At 67.2% G+C, this 19,023-nt stretch carries 20 protein-coding genes; 9 read left to right on the plus strand and 11 right to left on the minus strand.

All coding sequences use genetic code 11. From position 1 onward, the window contains the following. Positions 1-106: 106 nt before the first annotated feature. The gene (gene xseA, locus S58_RS30750) at positions 107-1,723 is read left to right on the plus strand and encodes an exodeoxyribonuclease VII large subunit (RefSeq protein WP_015669335.1); all 1,617 of its coding nucleotides are present in this window, start codon (positions 107-109) and stop codon (positions 1,721-1,723) included. Between the two features lie 7 nt (positions 1,724-1,730). On the opposite strand, the gene S58_RS30755 is transcribed toward xseA, so the two are convergent. Beyond that, the gene (locus tag S58_RS30755; protein WP_015669336.1) at positions 1,731-2,561 is read right to left on the minus strand and encodes a dienelactone hydrolase family protein; all 831 of its coding nucleotides are present in this window, start codon (positions 2,559-2,561) and stop codon (positions 1,731-1,733) included. 254 nt (positions 2,562-2,815) lie between these two features. Between S58_RS30755 and S58_RS30760 the strand changes: the two genes are divergently transcribed. Next, on the plus strand, positions 2,816-3,043 hold the full coding sequence (locus S58_RS30760) for a DUF2093 domain-containing protein (protein WP_015669337.1): 228 nt from the start codon (positions 2,816-2,818) through the stop codon (positions 3,041-3,043). On the opposite strand, the gene lpxK is transcribed toward S58_RS30760, so the two are convergent. From lpxK to S58_RS30790, 6 genes are all read right to left on the minus strand, one after another. Continuing rightward, a complete protein-coding gene (gene lpxK, locus S58_RS30765) occupies positions 3,040-4,047 on the minus strand; it encodes a tetraacyldisaccharide 4'-kinase (protein ID WP_015669338.1) in 1,008 nt (335 codons plus the stop codon). The two genes, S58_RS30760 and lpxK, sit on opposite strands and share 4 nt — an antisense overlap. After that, entirely contained in the window at positions 4,040-5,347 is a 1,308-nt protein-coding gene (locus tag S58_RS30770) for a 3-deoxy-D-manno-octulosonic acid transferase (RefSeq protein ID WP_015669339.1), read from the minus strand. Before S58_RS30770 ends, lpxK begins: the two co-directional genes overlap by 8 nt. Further along, positions 5,340-6,080 carry a lysophospholipid acyltransferase family protein gene (locus tag S58_RS30775; protein ID WP_015669340.1) on the minus strand — a complete coding sequence of 247 codons (741 nt, stop codon included), beginning with the start codon at positions 6,078-6,080 and terminating at the stop codon, positions 5,340-5,342. The genes S58_RS30770 and S58_RS30775 overlap by 8 nt, the downstream gene beginning before the upstream one ends. 17 nt (positions 6,081-6,097) lie before the next feature. Beyond that, positions 6,098-6,337 carry a DUF4170 domain-containing protein gene (locus tag S58_RS30780; protein WP_015669341.1) on the minus strand — a complete coding sequence of 80 codons (240 nt, stop codon included), beginning with the start codon at positions 6,335-6,337 and terminating at the stop codon, positions 6,098-6,100. 61 nt (positions 6,338-6,398) lie between these two features. Continuing rightward, the gene (locus tag S58_RS30785; RefSeq protein ID WP_083938841.1) at positions 6,399-7,145 is read right to left on the minus strand and encodes a 3'(2'),5'-bisphosphate nucleotidase CysQ; all 747 of its coding nucleotides are present in this window, start codon (positions 7,143-7,145) and stop codon (positions 6,399-6,401) included. A gap of 49 nt (positions 7,146-7,194) precedes the next feature. After that, positions 7,195-8,589, minus strand: coding sequence for a TldD/PmbA family protein (locus tag S58_RS30790; protein ID WP_042341033.1), 1,395 nt, complete (start codon positions 8,587-8,589; stop codon positions 7,195-7,197). 283 nt (positions 8,590-8,872) lie between these two features. Between S58_RS30790 and S58_RS30795 the strand changes: the two genes are divergently transcribed. Then, positions 8,873-9,397: a DUF6101 family protein gene (locus S58_RS30795; protein ID WP_042340326.1), complete on the plus strand. Its 525-nt coding sequence runs from the start codon at positions 8,873-8,875 to the stop codon at positions 9,395-9,397. Here the strand turns inward: S58_RS30795 and ubiA are convergent, their stop codons facing one another. The 3 genes from ubiA to S58_RS30810 all read right to left on the minus strand — a co-directional run bounded on the left by ubiA (position 9,398) and on the right by S58_RS30810 (position 11,777). Beyond that, on the minus strand, positions 9,398-10,330 hold the full coding sequence (gene ubiA / locus S58_RS30800; protein WP_015669345.1) for a 4-hydroxybenzoate octaprenyltransferase: 933 nt from the start codon (positions 10,328-10,330) through the stop codon (positions 9,398-9,400). It abuts the gene before it with no gap. Continuing rightward, positions 10,327-10,989, minus strand: coding sequence for a hypothetical protein (locus tag S58_RS30805; RefSeq protein ID WP_015669346.1), 663 nt, complete (start codon positions 10,987-10,989; stop codon positions 10,327-10,329). Before S58_RS30805 ends, ubiA begins: the two co-directional genes overlap by 4 nt. 218 nt (positions 10,990-11,207) lie before the next feature. Next, entirely contained in the window at positions 11,208-11,777 is a 570-nt protein-coding gene (locus S58_RS30810) for a hypothetical protein (RefSeq protein WP_244440669.1), read from the minus strand. Positions 11,778-11,953: 176 nt separating this feature from the next. Between S58_RS30810 and S58_RS30815 the strand changes: the two genes are divergently transcribed. From S58_RS30815 to S58_RS30840, 6 genes are all read left to right on the plus strand, one after another. Further along, positions 11,954-12,709 carry a 16S rRNA (uracil(1498)-N(3))-methyltransferase gene (locus S58_RS30815; RefSeq protein WP_015669348.1) on the plus strand — a complete coding sequence of 252 codons (756 nt, stop codon included), beginning with the start codon at positions 11,954-11,956 and terminating at the stop codon, positions 12,707-12,709. A gap of 120 nt (positions 12,710-12,829) precedes the next feature. After that, entirely contained in the window at positions 12,830-13,990 is a 1,161-nt protein-coding gene (locus S58_RS30820; RefSeq protein ID WP_015669349.1) for an ATP phosphoribosyltransferase regulatory subunit, read from the plus strand. Beyond that, positions 13,987-14,964, plus strand: coding sequence for an ATP phosphoribosyltransferase (gene hisG / locus S58_RS30825; RefSeq protein WP_015669350.1), 978 nt, complete (start codon positions 13,987-13,989; stop codon positions 14,962-14,964). The genes S58_RS30820 and hisG overlap by 4 nt, the downstream gene beginning before the upstream one ends. A 70-nt stretch (positions 14,965-15,034) precedes the next feature. After that, positions 15,035-16,078 (plus strand): glycosyltransferase family 2 protein, encoded by a 1,044-nt coding sequence (locus tag S58_RS30830; RefSeq protein WP_015669351.1) that lies wholly within the window; start codon positions 15,035-15,037, stop codon positions 16,076-16,078. After that, complete coding sequence (locus S58_RS30835; RefSeq protein WP_015669352.1) at positions 16,075-16,917, plus strand: ChbG/HpnK family deacetylase; 843 nt, start codon at positions 16,075-16,077, stop codon at positions 16,915-16,917. Before S58_RS30830 ends, S58_RS30835 begins: the two co-directional genes overlap by 4 nt. A 211-nt stretch (positions 16,918-17,128) precedes the next feature. Then, positions 17,129-17,938: a DUF2076 domain-containing protein gene (locus tag S58_RS30840; RefSeq protein WP_015669353.1), complete on the plus strand. Its 810-nt coding sequence runs from the start codon at positions 17,129-17,131 to the stop codon at positions 17,936-17,938. A gap of 86 nt (positions 17,939-18,024) precedes the next feature. On the opposite strand, the gene S58_RS30845 is transcribed toward S58_RS30840, so the two are convergent. After that, positions 18,025-18,816 (minus strand): L,D-transpeptidase, encoded by a 792-nt coding sequence (locus tag S58_RS30845; protein WP_042340327.1) that lies wholly within the window; start codon positions 18,814-18,816, stop codon positions 18,025-18,027. Positions 18,817-19,023: the final 207 nt, after the last annotated feature.

A 19,023-nucleotide genomic window follows, 5' to 3' on the forward strand; every position in this document is an offset into this window, starting at 1 on the left:
AGAGTACTCTGTATTACAGAGTTATAGAAAAGGCAACGGCTTGATTGGCGATCCCCGGGGAAAGCCCCTACCTTGGCGGCTGCTCCCAAACCCGAATCAGCCAGCGATGCCGCCTGCGGAAGCCCTGCCCAACGCGCCCGAATTCACCGTCACCGAGCTGTCCTCCGCGCTGAAACGCTCGGTCGAGGACCAGTTCGGGCATGTGCGCGTGCGCGGCGAGATCACCGGTTTTCGCGGACCGCATTCCTCGGGCCATTGCTATTTCGCGCTCAAAGACGAGAGCGCCAAGATCGAGGCGGTGATCTGGAAAGGCGTGCACGGCCGCATGCGCTTCAAGCCCCAGGAGGGGCTCGAGGTCATCGCGACCGGCAAGCTCACGACCTACCCGAACTCGTCCAAGTACCAGATCGTCATCGAGGCGCTGGAGCCGGCCGGCATCGGCGCGCTGATGGCGCTGATGGAGGAGCGCAAGAAGAAGCTCGCGGCCGAGGGCCTGTTCGACGCCGCACGGAAGCAGCTGCTGCCCTGGCTGCCGGAGGTGATCGGCGTCGTCACCTCGCCCACCGGCGCCGTCATCCGCGACATTCTGCACCGGCTCGAGGACCGCTTTCCCCGCCGCGTGCTGGTCTGGCCGGTCAAGGTGCAGGGCGAAGGCTCGGCCGAGCAGGTCGCGGCCGCGATCCGTGGCTTCAACGCCCTGCCCGAGGATGGGCCCATTCCCCGTCCCGACGTGCTGATCGTCGCGCGCGGCGGCGGCTCGCTGGAGGATCTCTGGTCGTTCAACGAGGAGATCGTCGTCCGCGCCGCGGCCGAAAGCATGATCCCGCTGATCTCGGCGGTCGGCCACGAGACCGACGTCACCTTGATCGACTTCGCCGCCGACAAGCGGGCGCCGACGCCAACCGCAGCTGCGGAAATGGCGGTCCCGGTGCGCAGCGAGCTGATGCTGGAGGTGGCGAGCCTCGCCCGCCGCGTCGGCGTCTGCTGGCAGCGCGGCCTGGAGAGCCGGCGCAACGAGCTGCGCGCAGCCGCCCGCGCGCTGCCGGATGCAACGGAGCTGCTCGCGATCCCGAGGCAGCGGCTGGATTCGGCGGCATCAACGCTTCCCCGCGCGCTCAAGACCAACACCCATGTGCATTTCCGTCGCTTCGCCGCTGCGAGCGCCAAGCTGACCTTAGGCGTCCTTCACGCGCAGATCGCGCAGGCCGACCATCGCCTCGTCGTGTCCTCCGAGCGGCTGTCGCTGTCGTCGCGCGCTTTGTTGCACCGGCGGCGCGAGCGGTTCGAAACGCTCGACGCGCGCTTCAAGGCGTCGCGCGTCGCCTATGCGCAGGCCAAGCGCCAGGCCATCAGCCGCGAGCGCGAGCGTGCGGAGCGGCTGGCCGAGCGCGCCGGACGCGCGCTGACGACCTCGATCTCCCGCTTGTCGGCGCGGGTCGATCACGCCGGCCAGCTGCTGGCGGCATTGTCCTATCGCAGCGTGCTGGCGCGCGGCTTCGCCCTGGTGCGCGATGAGGCCGGTCATCCGCTGCATCATGCGGCAAGCATCGGTCCGGGCGCCACGCTGTCCATCGAATTTGCCGACGGCGCGGTCGCGGCAACCGCCGGTGCGGGACGCCCCGCCCCCGCAGCGGCGCCGGCGACGCCCAAGCTCGCGCGCGAAACCAAGCCGGCGCCATCGAAGCGCACGCCGGATCCTGCCGATCAGGGCAATCTGTTCTGACGAAGCCTCAACGCGCGAGCCAGTCGGACACCAGCTTCTGGGCGTCGGCGCGGGCATCGGGATCGGAGCCGACATGGCCGCGCTCGGGCGCTGCCGCATCGGCGCCAGCCACCTGATGCAGCGGAAGATCGATCCGATCGAAATCATGATAGGCGCCGGGATAGACGACGATGCGCGTCAGCGCGCTGCGGCCGCGCGCGCCGTCGATCATCTGCCGGCACGCTGGCGGCGAATAGACATCATCCAGACCGCCGATCAGGACCAGGGTGGGAACGCGTGCGCTCCAGCCGAGGCCGGACGAGGCGCGGCAATCCGGATAGAAAGCCACGGCAGAGCGGAAGTCGGGCAAGACATGCTCGGGCAATTGCGGACGAACGGCCCAGAGTAGCGCGCTCGCACCGCTCGCCCACCCCATCAGGCTGACGCGGTCGGGCATCGCCCAGGATTGCTGGGTCAGCCATTTCTGGGCGGCGACGATGTCGGCGACGCGCTCGCGCCGGCCGCTGATGCGACGCTCCTTCACGCGGCATTGCGGGCCGAGCCCGCGCGAGCCGTAGCTGTCCGGCAACAGCACGGCCTTGCCGTCCTTGACCAACTCCTGGGCCCAGTCGCGATAGCGCGGCAAGACCGGCTCGGAGCGGCCGGCAAGGCCGCCGCAGCCATGCAGCCCGATCACGGTCGGAAACGGTCCCGCGCCGCCGGGCCGATAGAGCTGCGCGTGCAGCACGTAGCCGCCCGAGGGGATCTCGATTGCAACAGGCGTCGGTAACGGCTCCGCGGCGGCCATGGGCGTGGCCGCGCAGAGCAAGGCGACGAAAACGGTGATGAGGGAGCGCATCAAGCCAGCCGGGCGGAACGAGCGGCGGACGTCTCGCGTCCCCACGCCAACTTTCGCACACCCTCCGGCAACCACGTTAGCGAATGTTGGCATCAAAATCCGCTGCATTGGGCGTAGCTAGCACGGACTTTCCGGCCGCCGCATCACAAATCGGTGGGTTTGCGGCAGGGACAGGCCCCCCTATCTATGCTACGAAACCACCAGAATTGGCGTGTCGTGCGCTGTGCGGCGCGCGGGGATTGGAGATCGCGGACGTGCTCAACAAGTTTGCTCCCTCGGGCCAGGGCGAAGCACAGGTGCAGTATCTGGATGGCGACTTCCGCGTGATTTCACCTGGAAGCTATGTGCGTTGCGCCGTGACCGACGCGCGGATACCGCTCGACGAGCTGAAATATTGGAGCGTCGATCTGCAGGAAGCCTATGCGCTGCCGACCGCCGTGCTGCAGCGGCATTATCCCGGCGCGTTGAAGGCGAGCGGCTAGCGCTTCCGCGCGGCAGACAGCCGTTGCGCGACGAAGCCGCGGAAGGCCGGGGGATCGCTGAATTGCAGCGTCACCGGAAATGCTGATACCCCAAGGTCGGACCGGCTAGGCTTGCTGCCGCTGAGACGCGCGAGATCCTTCTCGGTCGTGACCACGGTCAAACCTTGGCGCCTCGCCTGCTGGGTCAGGGAGGCGATTTCATCCGGCGAAAACGGATGATGATCGGGAAATGCCCGCTCGACCTTGATCTCGAGCCCGCTGGCGCGAAGCGTCCTGAAGAATCGCCCGGGATCGCCGATCCCGGCAAAGGCGAGGATCGGCCGCGCTGCAAGCGCCGCGACGACCTGCGCATCCGGCTGCAGCCGGGCCCTGAATACCGGCTTTCCCAACGCCGCCACGCGGGCTGCGACAGCCTCGCCTGCATCGCCGCTGCCGACCATGACCAATGCGTCGGTGCGGTCCAGCTGCGGCGACAGCGGCGCGCGTAAGGGGCCGGCTGGAAACACCCGGGCATTGCCGAGCCCGCGCGCGCCGTCGATCACGATCAGCGCGAGATCCTTGGCGATCGACGGATTCTGAAAGCCGTCATCCATCACGATCACGCTGGCGCCCTGCGCCTTGGCCAGCCCGATACCTTCGGCCCGCGCGCGCGACACCACCACGGGCACACGGGCGGCCATCATCAGCGGCTCGTCGCCGACATCGGCGGCCTCGTGAGTTGCGGGATCGACCAGCACCGGCCCACGCAGCCGGCCGCCATAGCCACGGCTCAGCACGACCGGCCGCTCACCGAATTCGCGCAGCAGGCCGCAGAGGGCCAACACGGTCGGCGTCTTGCCGGCGCCGCCGACATGGAAATTGCCGACGCAGATCACCGGCAGGCCGGCGTCGATCCCTGCCTGTTGCATGCGGCGCGCCGCGACGGCGCCGTACAGCTTCGAGAGCGGAGACAACAGACGCGATTGCCAGGAGGGTGGCCGATGCCAGAAGGCCGGCTCACGCATCTCTGGCAGCCCCCATCTCCAGCCTGACCTGCAGCAGATACGGCTCGAGCGCCGACAGCGTCCGCTCCAGCGCGCCGCCGAGCTGATCGACGACGCGCGAGCTCGCGGCGACCAGGCTGTTGCAGGCGTCGGGATCGGCGAGCAGCTGCCTGAGCTGGCGGATCAGCGCCTCCTGGTCGTGGGCGAGCCGCGCGCCGGCGGCCTTGTCGAGCGCCTCGTACACCTCGGCAAAATTGAAGACGTGCGGGCCATGCACGATGGCCGCGCCGAGCTTGACAGCTTCGATCGGGTTCTGGCCGCCGTGCTCGACCAGCGAGCCGCCCATGAACACGATCGGCGCCAGCCGATAGAACAACCCGAGCTCGCCCATTGTATCCGCGACGTAGACGTCGGTGGTCGCCAGCGGCTGATCCTCGCGCGAGCGCAAGCCGGCCTGCAATCCTGCACCGGCGACGAGCTCAGCGACCGCAGGACCGCGATGCGGATGTCGCGGCACGATCACGGTGAGCAGCGACGGGAAGGAGCCGGCCAGGGCCTTGTGGGCCGCAATCAGGATCTCGTCCTCGCCCGGATGCGTCGACGCCGCGACGATCACCGGACGCCCCCGCGTCATCGCGATCAGCCGATCGAGCTTGGTCGGATCGGCCGGCGGCGCCGGAACGTCGAGCTTGAGATTGCCGGTGGTCATCACGTTGCGGGCACCGAGCGCGGAAAACCGGTCGGCATCGGCCTGCGACTGCGCGAGGCAGATGTCGAAACGGCCGAGCAGCGCGGAGATCGTGCCCGCCATCCGGCGCCAGCGCGGGAACGAGCGCGGCGACATGCGGCCATTGATGACCACCATCGGCACCCGCCGCGAGGCCCCGGCCAGGATCAAATTGGGCCAGAGGTCGGATTCGATGAACAGTCCGAGCGAGGGGCGCCAGTGATCGAGAAAGCGCTCCACGAAGCGCGGCGTGTCATAGGGCACGTATTGGTGGATCACGTCGGGCGGGAAGCGTTTCGCCACGATCGCAGCCGACGTCACGGTGCCCGAGGTGATCAGGATGCGGATGTTCAGCGCACGCAGCCGCTCGATCAGCGCGGCGGCGGCCAGCACCTCGCCGACGCTGGCCCCATGGATCCACACCAGCGGCCCCAGCGGACGCGTGTCGTGGCTCAGGCCACGCCGCTCGTCGGTCCGCTCCGGATCCTCCTTGCCGTGCTTGAGGCGCTGCCTGATCAGGGCCGGCGCAAGCGGCGATGCCGCCGAGGACAACCCGCGGTAGACACGCAGGGCCATCGGCAGCGGGCTAGCCACTGGAGGCTCCCGATGTCACCGGCGGGGGACAGGCATCGGGCCGGCCGACGATCTCGTAGGCCCGGCGCATGCATTCGTTCAGCGTGGCCTCGAGGTCGAGGCGCGCCTGCTCCATCATCGCGGCGTCGGCATCACGCGGCACGTTGATTTCCTTGATTCCCACCAAAGCGCCGCGGCCGAATGGCAAATTGATGGTGGTGCTGTCCCAGTTCTTCAGACGGACGAAGCGGCTCGTGACCATTGCGAAGGGCATGATCGGGCGTCCTGACTCACGCGCGAGCATGATGATGCCGAGACCCGCAATCCGCGCGCGCTTCGGCACATCGGCGGTCGATGCAACATTATAGTTGTCTTCCAGCGCCCGCACCATCTCCTTGAACGCCCCCACCCCGCCTTTCCGGTGGAAGGAGGAGCCATGATCGCCCGAACCGCGGATGGTTCCGATGCCGAGCCGCTCGGCTGCGATCGCGTTGAACTCACCGTCGCGATGCCGCGAGATCAGCACCTTGGCGCGGTAGCTCGGCTTGTTCTTGATGAAGGGTGTCAGCAGATGCTGGCCGTGCCAGAACGCGAAGATCGCCGGCATCTGCGGCTCGACGATGTCGTAGACCTCGGGCGGCTCGTAGGTGAAGCGGTTGGTCAACCACACCAGACGCAGGTACTCGGCTGCGAGGAACCCGACGGCGCGCTGGAACCAGCCGCTGCGCAGCGTATTGCGGATCAGATGTTTCAAGTGACGGGCTTTGCGTCTTACTTCGGGTCCTGACCGGGATCGAGCAGCCGGTGCAGGTGAACGATGAAATAGCGCATGTGGGCGTTGTCGACCGTCATCTGCGCCTTGGCTCGCCAGGCAGCGTGGGCCGCCGCATAGTTCGGATACACGCCCACGATGTCGACCTTGTCGAGATCCTTGAATTCGTTCTTTTCGAGGTTGATGAGCTCGCCGCCGATCACGAGGTGAAGGAGCTGCTGCGAGGCGCTATCTGTCATCGGTATCGTTTCCTAATCAACGCGCCTTGCGGGCGGCCTGGCGGCGCGGTCCGAGGGGCAATCAGCTCTGCGGCAAACGGCGAAATTGGCTGACGATGTCAGCATGTCGGTCGCGTCCCGCTGCTACCAGCACCCCATGGGCCACGTCCGGACGATTATAGAGGATCGCCTCGCCCGACAATGCGCTCATTTTACCACCCGCTTCCTGCACGATCAAATGAGCCGCCGCAAGATCCCAATCGCGGCTTTGCCCGCCTGCAAAAGCGGCATCGAGTTCGCCATGCGCGACACGGCACAGGCGTAGCGCCAGCGATCCGATTCGCGGATGGAGCTCGATTCGCGTGGAATCCGGAGCCAGCCGCTCAACCAGCGGTTTTGGGCCGGCCACCCGCGAGAAGTCGAGCCCCGTCCCGGTCGCGGCGTGAACCAGCTCGCCGTTGAGCGTGGTGCCGCTTCCCTGCGCGGCGAAGAAGAACTCGTTGCTGACGGGGACATGGACCGCGGCAAGAATCGGCGCACCATGCTCGACCAGCGCGACGCTCACGCACCAGTCGGTGCGACCACCGAGATAGGAACGGGTGCCGTCGATCGGATCGACGATCCAGACCCGCGACCGGTCCAGCCGCGCCGGATCATCGACGCTCTCTTCGGACAGCCAGCCATACGCGGGGGTCGCCGATCTCAGCCGGCGTTCGAGCAGCGCATTGACGGCCATGTCGGCTTCGGACACCGGGGACGACGCTCCCTTGGTCCATTTGCGCAGCTCGGTGCCGAACATCGCGTGCGCCAGCTCGCCGGCTTCGCGCACTGCCTCCTTCAGAAGCGCGGCATCTGCCGCCAGGCTCGTGTCGCCGATCTCACCGTCCGCCAAGCGTCAATCCTTCGATGCGCACGGTGGGCGCATTGACCCCATAACGGAATTCCAGATCGCTGGCCGGGGTCATCGACTTGAAGATCTCGAACAGGTGCCCGGCGATCGTCACTTCGCTCACCGCATAGCCGATCTCGCCATTCTCGATCCAGAAGCCGGAGGCGCCCCGGCTGTAGTCACCGGTGACGCCGTTGACGCCGGAGCCGATCAGGTCGGTGACGTAGAAGCCCTGCTTGATGTCCGAGATGAGCTCCTTGGCGGTGACCACGCCGGCTTCGAGATGGAGATTGAACGGGCCCGGCGACGGCGAGGACGACACGCCGCGATGGGCATGGCCTGTCGTCACCATGCCAAGCTCGCGGGCGGTGCCCGAATCCAAGAGCCACGTCGTCAGGACGCCATCGTCGACCAGCGCCGTCTTCTTGACCTTGACGCCTTCGGCGTCGAAGGGCTGCGAGCGCAGGCCGCGCAGGCGCAGCGGATCATCGATGATGCGGATGCCGTTGGCAAACAGCTGCGCGCCGAGCTTGTCCTTCAGGAAGCTGGTCTTGCGCGCGATCGAGGCACCGTTGATGGCGCCAACGAGATGGCCAACGAGCGAGCCGGACACACGGGGATCGAACACCACCGGCACCTGGCACGTGGCGACCTTGCGCGGATTGGCGCGTGCCACCGCCCGCTCGCCGGCGCTGCGCCCAACTGCGACCGGCGCCAGCAGATCGGCGCCATGAGGTGCTGCGGTGTAGTCGTAGTCGCGCTCCATGCCGGTGCCTTCACCGGAGATCGCCGTCGTCGAGATGCTCTGGCTCGAGCGTAGATACGCGCCGTGAAAGCCGCTGCTCGTCACCAGCACCATGCCGCCGATGCCGGCCGAGGCCGATGCGCCGCCGGACTTGGTAACGCCTTTCACGCCGAGCGCGGCAGCCTCCGCCTCCTGCGCACGGCGCTCCAACTCCGCGGTCGAAGGGATTTGAGGATCGAGCAGATCGAGCTCGGGAATGTCGCGCGCCAGCAGCTCGGGATCGGCGAGACCGACATATTTGTCGTCGGGCGCCACCCGCGCCATCGCCACCGCCCGCTCGGCCAGCCGTGCCACGCCGTCGCCACTGACGTCGTTGGTCGACACCACCGCCTGGCGCTTGCCCACGAGCACCCGCAGGCCGACATCGTCGCCCTCCGAACGTTCGGATTCTTCGACACGTCCGTCGCGTACCTCGACGCCTTGGGAGATGCCGCGCACCGCAACCGCATCGGCGGCATCGGCGCCGGCCTTGCGCGCGGCCTCGACCAGGCGCTCGGCGAGCGTTCTGAGGGCGGACTGATCGAGCAGATCTGATTGCACGGATTTCGACGATGCAGAGGCTGAAGGGGAAGAGGTCACGAACACGATCCGATCGATGTCAGGTGGCGGCGAAGACGGCTCAATCCAAACGAAATGTGGCCTGGACACGCCGACTTCAAGCAGGACGGCAGATGGCACATCGGATTGTCGGCAAATCGGCAAGGTCTCGTCAATCATGCGGGGCAAGCGGTTGTCAATCATGACGGTAAGAGGATCATGCGTGACGTCTGATTAACCAGCCTTCTTAAGGCGATACGGGCGAGGCGCGTGGCAAGGTCTCACGCATCGACCGGGAAAATAATCCCGGCGGGGAGACCAGGCCGTGAGGCGTCAAACAGCAACAGGCGGAAGCAATTCCGCTGGGTCGGGCCGCGTCCTGCGGCTCGACCCTCTTTCCCTGCCCGTCTCGTACAGCGCGCACGACACCCGTGCCGATGGTGGGATCCGGCAGATCGAATTGCACCGGGAACGCGTGGTCCTGCGCCGTGCCGTCAGCGGCATGCGGATGGCCGTGAACGTCCGGGTCAGTGATTTCCTCGGCATCGCGCTCCGCGAAGTCGACGACACGCAGGTGATGCTGGTGCTCGTCCACCACGACCCGTCGCTCACCATCCCGCTCTGCGTCAGCGACGACCAGGACGAGATCGTTGCGGCCTGGGCGATGTGGAGCGAGACCTTCGCGCTGCCCCAGCTGCAGGACACCAGGCGCGAGGCCACGCCACGCCGCCGCCGCCGCAATGCGATCCGTTCGCGCCGTCCGCGCTTCCTGATGCGACGCCGCGTCGGACATTTGCTCAATCCCGCTTCCGTCCATCATGGCGAGCGCGAGATCATCGCGCGCAACTGATCAGCTCGCGCGCAGCGCTGCATCGGCCAGCAGGCCGGCAAACAACAGCAGCCCCGCGTCGCGGTTCGACTTGAACACCCGCAGGCACAGCGCCGGATCGGCGATGTCGAGCCGGCGGATCTGCCAGCCGAGATGCACGGCGAAACAGGCGAGCCCGAGCCAGGCCGCAACGTGCACATGAGCCGTGACGAACGCCCCTGCAATCAAGGCGACGGCAAGCGCATAGAAGATCACCAGCGCCAGATGCGTGCGGTCGGCGAACAGCCGCGCCGTCGACTTGATGCCGATGAGCGCATCGTCTTCCGCGTCCTGATGCGCGTAGATCGTGTCATATCCGATCACCCAGCATATCGAGCCGGCGTAGAGCAGCAGAGCGGTGGCGTCGATGCGGCCGAACGCGACGGCTGATCCCATCAGCGCGCCCCAGGAGAAGGCGAGCCCAAGGACCGTCTGCGGCCACCAGGTGATTCGCTTCATGAACGGGTAGATCGCGACGATGAGCAGCGAGGCGATGCCGGTGGCAATCGCAAAGCGGTTGAACTGCAGCAGCACTGCGAGGCCGATCAGGGCCTGGGCCACCAGGAAGGCCAGCGCCTGCTTCACGCCCACCTGCCCGGCGGGAATCGGCCGGGAGCGCGTGCGCTCCACCTTGGCGTCGAGATCGCGATCGGTGATGTCGTTCCAGGTGCAGCCGGCGCCACGCATCGCGAAGGCGCCGATGAAATAAAGCCCGATCCAGGCCGGCAACATCGCCAGGTTTCGCGACATCCCCGCCGCCAGCGCCGCCGACCACCAGCACGGCATCAGCAGCAGCCAGGATCCGATCGGACGATCATAGCGGGCGAGCCGCAGATACGGACGCGACCAGACCGGCGCCAGCGTGTCGACCCAATTGCCGGTCGCGTCAGCAACGCGGACGGCGCTGTCGCTCATCGGGTGAGAACGTTGCCGGTCATCGTATCGAACGCTGAGCCGCCCTTCTTGCCCGTATTGGTGGCTTCGGGCAGTGAGGCCGACGAGCCGAGGACGTCACTGAGGCTGGGCGCGGCCGGGTTGCCCCGCGCCTTCATCTGCTCAGCCGCCGTACAGACCTTCGTCTGGATGTTTTCGGTGCCCTTGTGGTTGGTCTTCAGCTGCTCGGCGATCTGGCCGGGAATGCCGCATCGCGCCGAGTTGGTCTCGACGTATTTGATCATCTTGATCTCGGCCTGGCTGAAGTTCCTGAACAGCTTGCAGGCCTCGTCCGGGGTGGCATGTTTCTGACTTGCCGCCTGGATCAATTTACCGCGACGCTCGGCTTCCTCGCGCAGCGGGGCGAAATCCTTCATGCAGCTGTCCGACGGGCCGGCCTGCTGCGGCGGTGCGAAGCCGCCTCCGCCGCCTCCGAAGGCCGCCGGACCGGCGCTGGGGAACGCATTCGCGGGCGCCGCCATCGGCGGCGGCGCGTTGCCGTTGATGGGCGGAAACGGCGACGCGCTGGTCTGGGTCTGGCCCGGCAGCGGCGCGGGAAACGAGCTTTGCGCCGATGCAGGCCCGGCTGAGAGCAGGACGGCAGCGACGACGAACGGCAGGACGGGGTGGCGGATGATCAAGGCTGGTTCTCCGGCAAGACCAAGAATCCTCAACACTTCCGGACGAAAGCGCGATCCGATCCGTGGCTTTTACGATTCTCGTCCGCCCAGCACAACCGCGGAGTTGATCACGTCCGCGGCGGAGAGACGCAGCCGGAGTTCCAAGTGGCTGAACCGCCCCGCCATTGATTTGCAGTCCCAGCTCCAAGCCGGAAATTCGTTCCTCTAGGGCTCCACGATCAAGAAGGCCCCATCGATCCAGCCACGGGTGCTGATGAGCCGATGCCCGGCATGGGCGCGACGTTCCACGTCACGGTACAGACCTTGCGCATCACCGCCAGGGTGTTCTCGTGATTCGCCTTCAGCTGATCGGTGATCTTGGAAGGGATGCCGCACGACGAGGCATGCGCGACCGCGTAGTCGATCATCTTCGTCTGGGCGAGCTCGTAGTCATGCACCAGCTGGCAGGCCTCGCCGGGCGTAAAGCGGCGCTCGGTCGCAACCTTCAGCAGCTTGGCGCGGCGGGCGGTCTCGTCGCGCAGCGGCGTGAAGTCCTTCAGGCAGCTTTGGGGAGGGCGAAAGCCGCCCATCGTCGCCGTTGCGGCTCCGCCGGGCGCCACCGGCTCCGCCTTTGGCGACGCGCTGATGCTCTTGTCGTCAGCCCGGGACGGCCCGGCCGATATCGCCACGACGAGCGCGGCGAGGGCCCACAGAGCCCAAGTCGAATGTTTGCAGATCACGGCTGTTCTCCTCGCCAGAGCTCGGGGCAGAGGCTCGGTGCAAAGGTTCGGGGCCAAGGCTTCCGGCATCGTCCGGAACTCCGCCGGAATGGACGATCGCCAATTCGGCTGCGATTCAACCGGTAAAATCTGTCGACAGAACGGCCAAAACGGGCCATCGCCGGTGCAGCCCCGAGCACGACGCCGGCTTCCCGGCCGACGCCCGGTCCGGTAAGCAACGTCCGTCCCTCGCACTGCTTTGCGCCATGCCCGACTATGACTTCACCGCCCCGCGCCTGTTCGTCGATGCGCCCCTGATCGAGGGCGGCGCCGTCGCGCTCGACCGCAGCCAGAGCAATTATCTCGGCAATGTGCTGCGCCTCGGCGCCGGGGATCATGTTCTGATCTTCAACGGCCGCGATGGCGAATGGCAGGCTGCGATCGAGGGCCGCAAGCGGCCCGACGGGCTGACGATCCGACAAAGGGTCCGACCGCAGGATCGGCTTGCCGACATCGCCTATGTGTTCGCACCGCTCAAGCACGCGCGCCTCGACTACATGGTGCAGAAGGCCGTCGAGATGGGCGCCGCGACGCTCACGCCGGTCCTCACCCGCCACACCCAGGTGTCGCGGGTGAATGGCGAGCGCATGCGCGCCAATGTGATCGAGGCCGCCGAGCAATGCGGCATCCTGAGCCTGGCCGAGGTCAAGGACCCGGTGCCGCTGGAGCGCTTCATCCGTGAGCGCCCCGGCTCGCGGATGCTGGTGTTCTGCGACGAGGCGGCCGAGATCGCCGATCCCTTGCAGGCCCTGCGGGGCGGCAGTGCCGGGGGCGCCGGCATCGACCTCCTGATCGGGCCCGAAGGCGGCTTCGCCGCCGATGAGCGCGAACTGCTGCTGCGGCAGCCGCACGTGACCCGGCTGGCGCTCGGGCCGCGGATCCTGCGCGCCGATACCGCGGGCGTCGCGGCGCTCGCCCTGGTGCAGGCGACGCTCGGCGATTGGGGCAGCCGGGCAGGTTAAGCCATTGCGCCAATTCTGGCCTAGCTTCGGCCATTCACGGTCGAAACCGCTGGCCGGCCATGCTAAGGGGCTGCCGCCGCTCCCCATGGCGGCCGCATCCCTTATTGGAACCAAATCGACATGACCGGACCCGCTCCAACCGGACCCGCTGCGTGGGCGGACACGCTGCTGCAGTCGTTCGTCGACGCCGGCTATGACCGCGCCGAGCCAGCCATCCTGCAGCCGGCCGAACCTTTCCTGGACCTGTCCGGAGAGGACATCCGCAAGAGCCTGTATCTGACCGCGGATGCCGGCGGCGAGGAGCTCTGCCTGCGCCCCGACCTGACCATTCCGGTCGCCCGCGACTATCTCGGCTCGGCCCGCGCCGGCCAGCCGGCCGGCTTCAGCTATCTCGGCCCCGTATTTCGCTACCGTGGCGGCCGCCCGAGCGAGTTCCTGCAGGCCGGCATCGAATCGTTCGGCCGCAAGGATCGTCCCGCCGCGGATGCGGAGATGCTGGCGCTGGCGATCGAGGCGACCGCGGCCGCCGGCGTTGCCGACATCGACATCCGCACCGGGGACGTCGCGCTGTTCACGGCCCTGATCGACGCGCTCAATCTCTATCCCGTGTGGCGCCGCCGGCTGATCAAGGACTTCAACCGCAAGCGCACCCTGGCGCAGGACCTGGAGCGGCTGGCGATCGCGGCGGTGGCGCCGCGCAACGAATATGAGGGCGTGCTCGCCGCGCTGGCCGGCTCTGATCGCAAGGCCGCGCTCGCCCTGGTGACCGACCTGATGTCGATCGCAGGCGCGACCGCGGTCGGCGGCCGCACCGTGGCGGAGATCGCCGATCGCTTCCTGGAGCAGTCGACGCTGAAGAGCGGCGCATTGCCGCGCGACGCGCTCAACCTGATCAAGCGATTCCTTGCCATCGGCGGCAACCCGACGGAGGCGGTGAAACAGCTCCGCGCGCTCGCCGCCGACGCCAAGCTCGACATCACCGCAGCCATCGACGCGCTGGAAGCCCGCGCCGGCTTCATGGCGGCGCGCGGCATCGACCTCGGCCGGGTCCGCTTCGCCACCTCCTTCGGTCGCGGCCTCGACTACTACACCGGCTTCGAGTTTGAGCTGCATCATCTGGGCAATGGCGATGAGCCGCTGGTCGCCGGCGGCCGTTACGACGGACTGTTGACCCAGCTCGGCGCGGCCGAATCCATTCCGGCCGTCGGCTTCTCGATCTGGATCGAGCGACTGGCCCAGAGCAGCGCCGCGGGCAACGCCGCGCGCGGGAGAACATCATGAGCGGCCCCCTCGTCCTCGCCGTTCCCTCCAAGGGCCGCCTGCAGGAGAATGCGGAAGCGTTCTTCGGCCGCGCCGGGCTGAACCTGTCCAAGCCGGGCGGCGCGCGCGACTATCGCGGCACCATTTCCGGTCTCGACAATGTCGAGATCGCCTATCTCTCTGCGAGTGAGATCGCCTCGCAATTGGCGCGCGGCACCGTGCATCTCGGCGTCACCGGCGAAGATCTGGTGCGCGAGAGCATCACCGACGCCGACAAGCGCGTGCTGCTGATCGATACGCTCGGCTTCGGCGGCGCCAATGTCGTGGTTGCCGTGCCGCAGGCGTGGATCGACGTCCGCACCATGGCCGATCTCGACGACGTCACCACCGGCTTCCGCGCCCAGCACAATCGGCGCATGCGCGTCGCGACCAAGTACATCAACCTGACGCGCAGCTTCTTCGCTGCCCATGGCATCGTCGACTACCGCATCGTCGAGAGCGCCGGCGCGACCGAGGGCGCGCCTGCGGTCGGCGCTGCCGAGCTGATCGTCGACATCACCAGCACCGGCTCGACGCTCGCGGCCAACGGGCTGAAGGTGCTGGACGACGGCGTGATCCTGCGCAGCCAGGCCAATCTGGTCGCCTCACGCGACGCCGACTGGTGGGACGGGCCGCGCGAGAGCGCCCGGATCATTCTCGACCACATCCATGCCCGTGCCCGCGCCAGCAAATACCGCGAGGTCCGCACCCGCTTCAAAGGGTGCGACGCAGCAATGCTCACCGAGGCGCACAACCGGTTCGGCGTCGTGGCACCGTTCGGCGGCCCGACCTCGTCGGGCATGCTGACCCTGCACTGCCCGCCGGCGCAGATTTACGCGCTCGGCAGCTTTCTGCGCGAGCATGGCGCTGAAACCGTCTCGGTCGCCTCGCTCGACTATGTGCTCGATCGTGAGAATCCGCTGTTTGCCCGTCTCGAGGCCTTCCTGCGATCATAAATCGCCGTTCATCGTAGCGACAGGCTGGTACGGCTACCATATGTTGGTAGGAGAACGAGGACGCTGAGCAATGCTGGGTACCGACGTGTCGGATCTGACCACGACTGCGGCCGACGCCGCGTCGCAGGGACTGTCGATCGTTATCCCCCTCTACAATGAGGGCGCGGGACTGACGTCGCTGCACGAGCGGCTGAACGGCCTTGCCAGCACCTTGCGGCAGCGCTTCGGCCTCGCCTGTGAGCTGGTCTATGTCGACGATGGCAGCCGCGACAACACGCTTGCGATCGCCCGCACTCTTCAGGCGGATGCGCTCGACGTCCAGGTCGTGTCGCTGTCGCGCAATTTCGGCAAGGAGGCCGCGCTGATGGCGGGCCTCGATCATGCCCGGCGCGGCGCCGTGCTGTTCATGGATGGCGACGGCCAGCATCCGCCGGCGCTGGTCGAGCAGCTCGTCTCGCACTGGATCAAGGACGGCTACGACGTCGTCTACACCGCGAAGGCGCACCGCGACAACGAGCCGTTCCTGCGCCGCGTGGCGGTTCGCGGCTTCTATTCCCTCATCAATTGGGGCGCGCGCCAGAAGATCCCGGAGGATGCCGGCGACTTCCGCCTGCTGTCGCCGCGCGCGGTGGCGGCGCTGCGGCAGCTGCCCGAGCGCAACCGCTTCTTCAAGGGATTGGCGAGCTGGATCGGCTTCCGCCAGATCCGCGTCGACTACGAGCCCGCGGCCCGCGCCCATGGCGTCACCACCTTCAACGTCACCAGCCTGCTCGGCCTGTCGATCGAAGGCCTGACCTCGTTCTCGGTCGCGCCGCTGCGCTTTGCCAGCCTGCTCGGGATCCTGCTCGCGTCGGGCGCGTTCCTGTTCGGCCTCTCCATCCTCTGGGAGACCTTCACCACCGGCAAGTCCGTGCCCGGCTATCCCTCGCTGATGGTCGGCCTGATGACGATCGGCGGCGTGCAGCTGATCATGATCGGCATCATGGGCGAGTACATCGGCAAGATCCTGTCCGAGCTGAAGGCACGTCCGATCTACTTCGTCGCCGAGCACAGCGAGAAGCGCGCAAAGCTCGAGGCGCGGAGCGACGGCGCCGAGAGGAATGCCGCCGAATGAGCGAGGCGCCGCACCGGCGCATCTGGCTGTGCGCCGACGACTACGGCATCAGTCCCGGGGTCAACAGCGCGATCCGCGACCTGATCGCACGCGGCCGGCTCAACGCGACCTCGGTGATGACCGTGGGCACGGCGATCGGCCGCGACGAGGTGACGGAGCTGACCAAGGTCGCTGCCGACAGTCCGCGCTGCGCCATCGGCCTGCACGTGACCCTGACCGCGCCGTTCCGGCCGCTGACGATGCACTTCCGTCCCTCTGAAGGCGGCATGTTTCCTCCCTTTCCCAGGCTGTTGCGGGCCGGACTGACCCGCCGGCTCGATCCCGAGATCATCCGCGCCGAGGTGATGGTTCAGTTGGCGACGTTCGGCGAGCTGTTCGGCCGCACGCCCGATTTCGTCGACGGCCACCAGCATGCGCAGCTCTATCCGCAGGTCCGCGAGGGCTTTCTCGCCGCCGTCAAGGAAGCCGCACCGTCGGCCTGGGTCCGCCAGGGCGGCCGCAAGGGACCGTGGCTGCCGCGGCTGACGGCGCCGAAGGCACTGCTACTGGATGTGCTCAGCGCGCAATTCCGCAGCCAGGCCCGGCGCGCCGACATCGCTTTCAATCCCGCGTTCGCCGGCGCCTATGACTTCACCAAGGCCTCGGATTTCGCGGCGTTGATGGACGGCTTCCTCGACGAGCTTCCGGAGCACGGACTGGTGATGTGCCATCCCGGCTTCGTCGACGACGTCCTGATCGAGCTCGATCCTTTGACGGTGCAACGCGAGCACGAGCACGCTTATCTCGCCGGGGAGCACTTCCCCAGCCTGCTGGACCGCCGCCGGGTGACGCTCGCCTGACGGATCTTTCCCGCCTCGACGACGAACGAAATGCCGTTTGCCAGCGTTTCTCATCCAAGGGACACGACATGGACGTCCGAAGCGCTTCGCAAGTCCAACGACGCTTTGTCGCATACGGAAATTTAATCCGCGGCCCGACTGGCCGGACCACAAAGTCCCCCTAAATCTTGGCCGCGCCTCGCCGGAACCTGGCAAGCCGCAGGAGAACCACATGACACCGCAAGAACGCCAACTCATCGACGATCTGTTCGACCGGCTCGCCAAGTTGGAGAGTGCGCCGCGTGATCCGGAGGCTTCCGCCGCCATCGCCCAGGCGCTGCAGCGGGCTCCCAATGCCGTCTACGCGCTGGTGCAGACGGTGCTGGTGCAGGACGAAGCCTTGAAGCGCGCCAATGCCCGCATCGAGGAGCTGCAGCACGCCCAGGCTCCCCAGCAGGGCCAGTCCGGCGGCTTCCTCGATTCGATGCGCGACAGCATCTTCGGCTCCAGCAGCCGCGGATCGGTTCCCAACGTGCCGCCGCCCTCGCAGAGCCGGCCGGTCTGGAACAGCGGACAGGCGATGCCTCCGGGGTACCAGGGCCAGCCCGGCTATCCCGGTCAGCCCGGCCCTTATGATCAGGGTGGCTTCGGGCAGCCGCGCGGCGGCATGTTCGGCGGCGGAGGCGGCTCGTTTCTGGGCACCGCGGCAGCTGCCGCGGCCGGCATGGTCGGCGGCTCGCTGCTGCTCGGCGGCATCCGCTCGATGATGGGTGGCGGGTCGCATCAGGCGTTCGGTGACACCACCATCATCGAGGAGCGTGGCGGCGGCGCCAGCCCGTGGAGCGACCAGTCCGGCGGCTCGCTGGCGCGGGACGCCGGCCTCGACGACATCGGCCGCTCCGGCGATGGCGGCGGCCGCGCCGGCCTGTTCGACCAGGCGGGCTACAATGATAGCGGCAACGACAGCGACGAAGCGGACTTCGACGCAGACGCAGACGATGGCTCTGGCAACGATGATGACGGCGGCAGCGACTACGCCTGAAACATCCCGGTCCTGAGCAATGATGAAAAACAAAGGCCGCCCTCCAGGGCGGCCTTCCTGCATCGGGACCGTCTCTGCCGCCGACCTCAGAGCACGATCACCCTGGTGCCGACGTTCACCCGGCTATAGAGATCGATGACGTCATCGTTGCGCATCCTGATGCATCCCGACGAGACGTTGGTGCCGATCGTCCATGGCTCGTTGGAGCCGTGGATCCGGTAGAGCGACGAGCCCAGATACATCGCGCGGGCGCCGAGCGGGTTCTGCGGTCCGCCTTCCATGTGCCGCGGCAGATCCGGCCGGCGCACCAGCATCTCCGCCGGCGGCGTCCAATCCGGCCATTCGCGCTTGGCGGAGATCGTCTTCACGCCCGACCAGGTGAAGCCGGGTCGGCCGACGCCGATGCCATAGCGGAGCGCCCTGCCCTCGCCCTGGACAAGATAGAGGAACTTGTTCGGTGTATCGATGACGATCGTGCCGGCCTTTTCTCTGCCGTCGTAGTCAACGATCTGTTTCTCGTATTTGGGATCGAGAGGGCGCTGCGTCTGCTCATAGGCCTCATCGTCCGGCAATCCCTGCTGGGGCGCGCCGCCGGGCATCGACTGCTGCGGCCCGTAATAGGACGGCTGCTGCTGGTACATCGGCTGCCCCGGCGGAGGGACACCTCGTCCGCCCTGCGGATCGCCGAACAAAAATTCGATGAAGCCGCCGCCCATCCGCGGGCGCTCGACATAGGCGGTGCGCACCGGCGCAGTCTGCTGCGGCGGACCGCTATAGATCACGGTCGGCTGCTGAAATCCCTGGGCCGCGGCTCGATCCAGACCTGCATGGAAGACGCATGCGCTGGCCAGCAGCGCCATGGAGAATGATTTGAACATCGACGTACTCTGTACTGTTTCGTCTGAAGACTGTTCGTGGCGCAAGGCAGTGATGCCGACGCGTATCGTCAATAAAGAGCAAAACCCGATGGCTTTGGTAAACGCGGACGGCTCCGGGATTCACCATCGCCGCAGGCGGCGGCGGTTTTGATAGCTAGCGTTTATTTTGCGTGAAGGCCGGCGGGGCATGGTTAATCGTTGACGCAC

Source organism: Bradyrhizobium oligotrophicum S58 (assembly GCF_000344805.1).
In the GTDB taxonomy this organism is placed as follows: Bacteria; Pseudomonadota; Alphaproteobacteria; order Rhizobiales; family Xanthobacteraceae; genus Bradyrhizobium; species Bradyrhizobium oligotrophicum.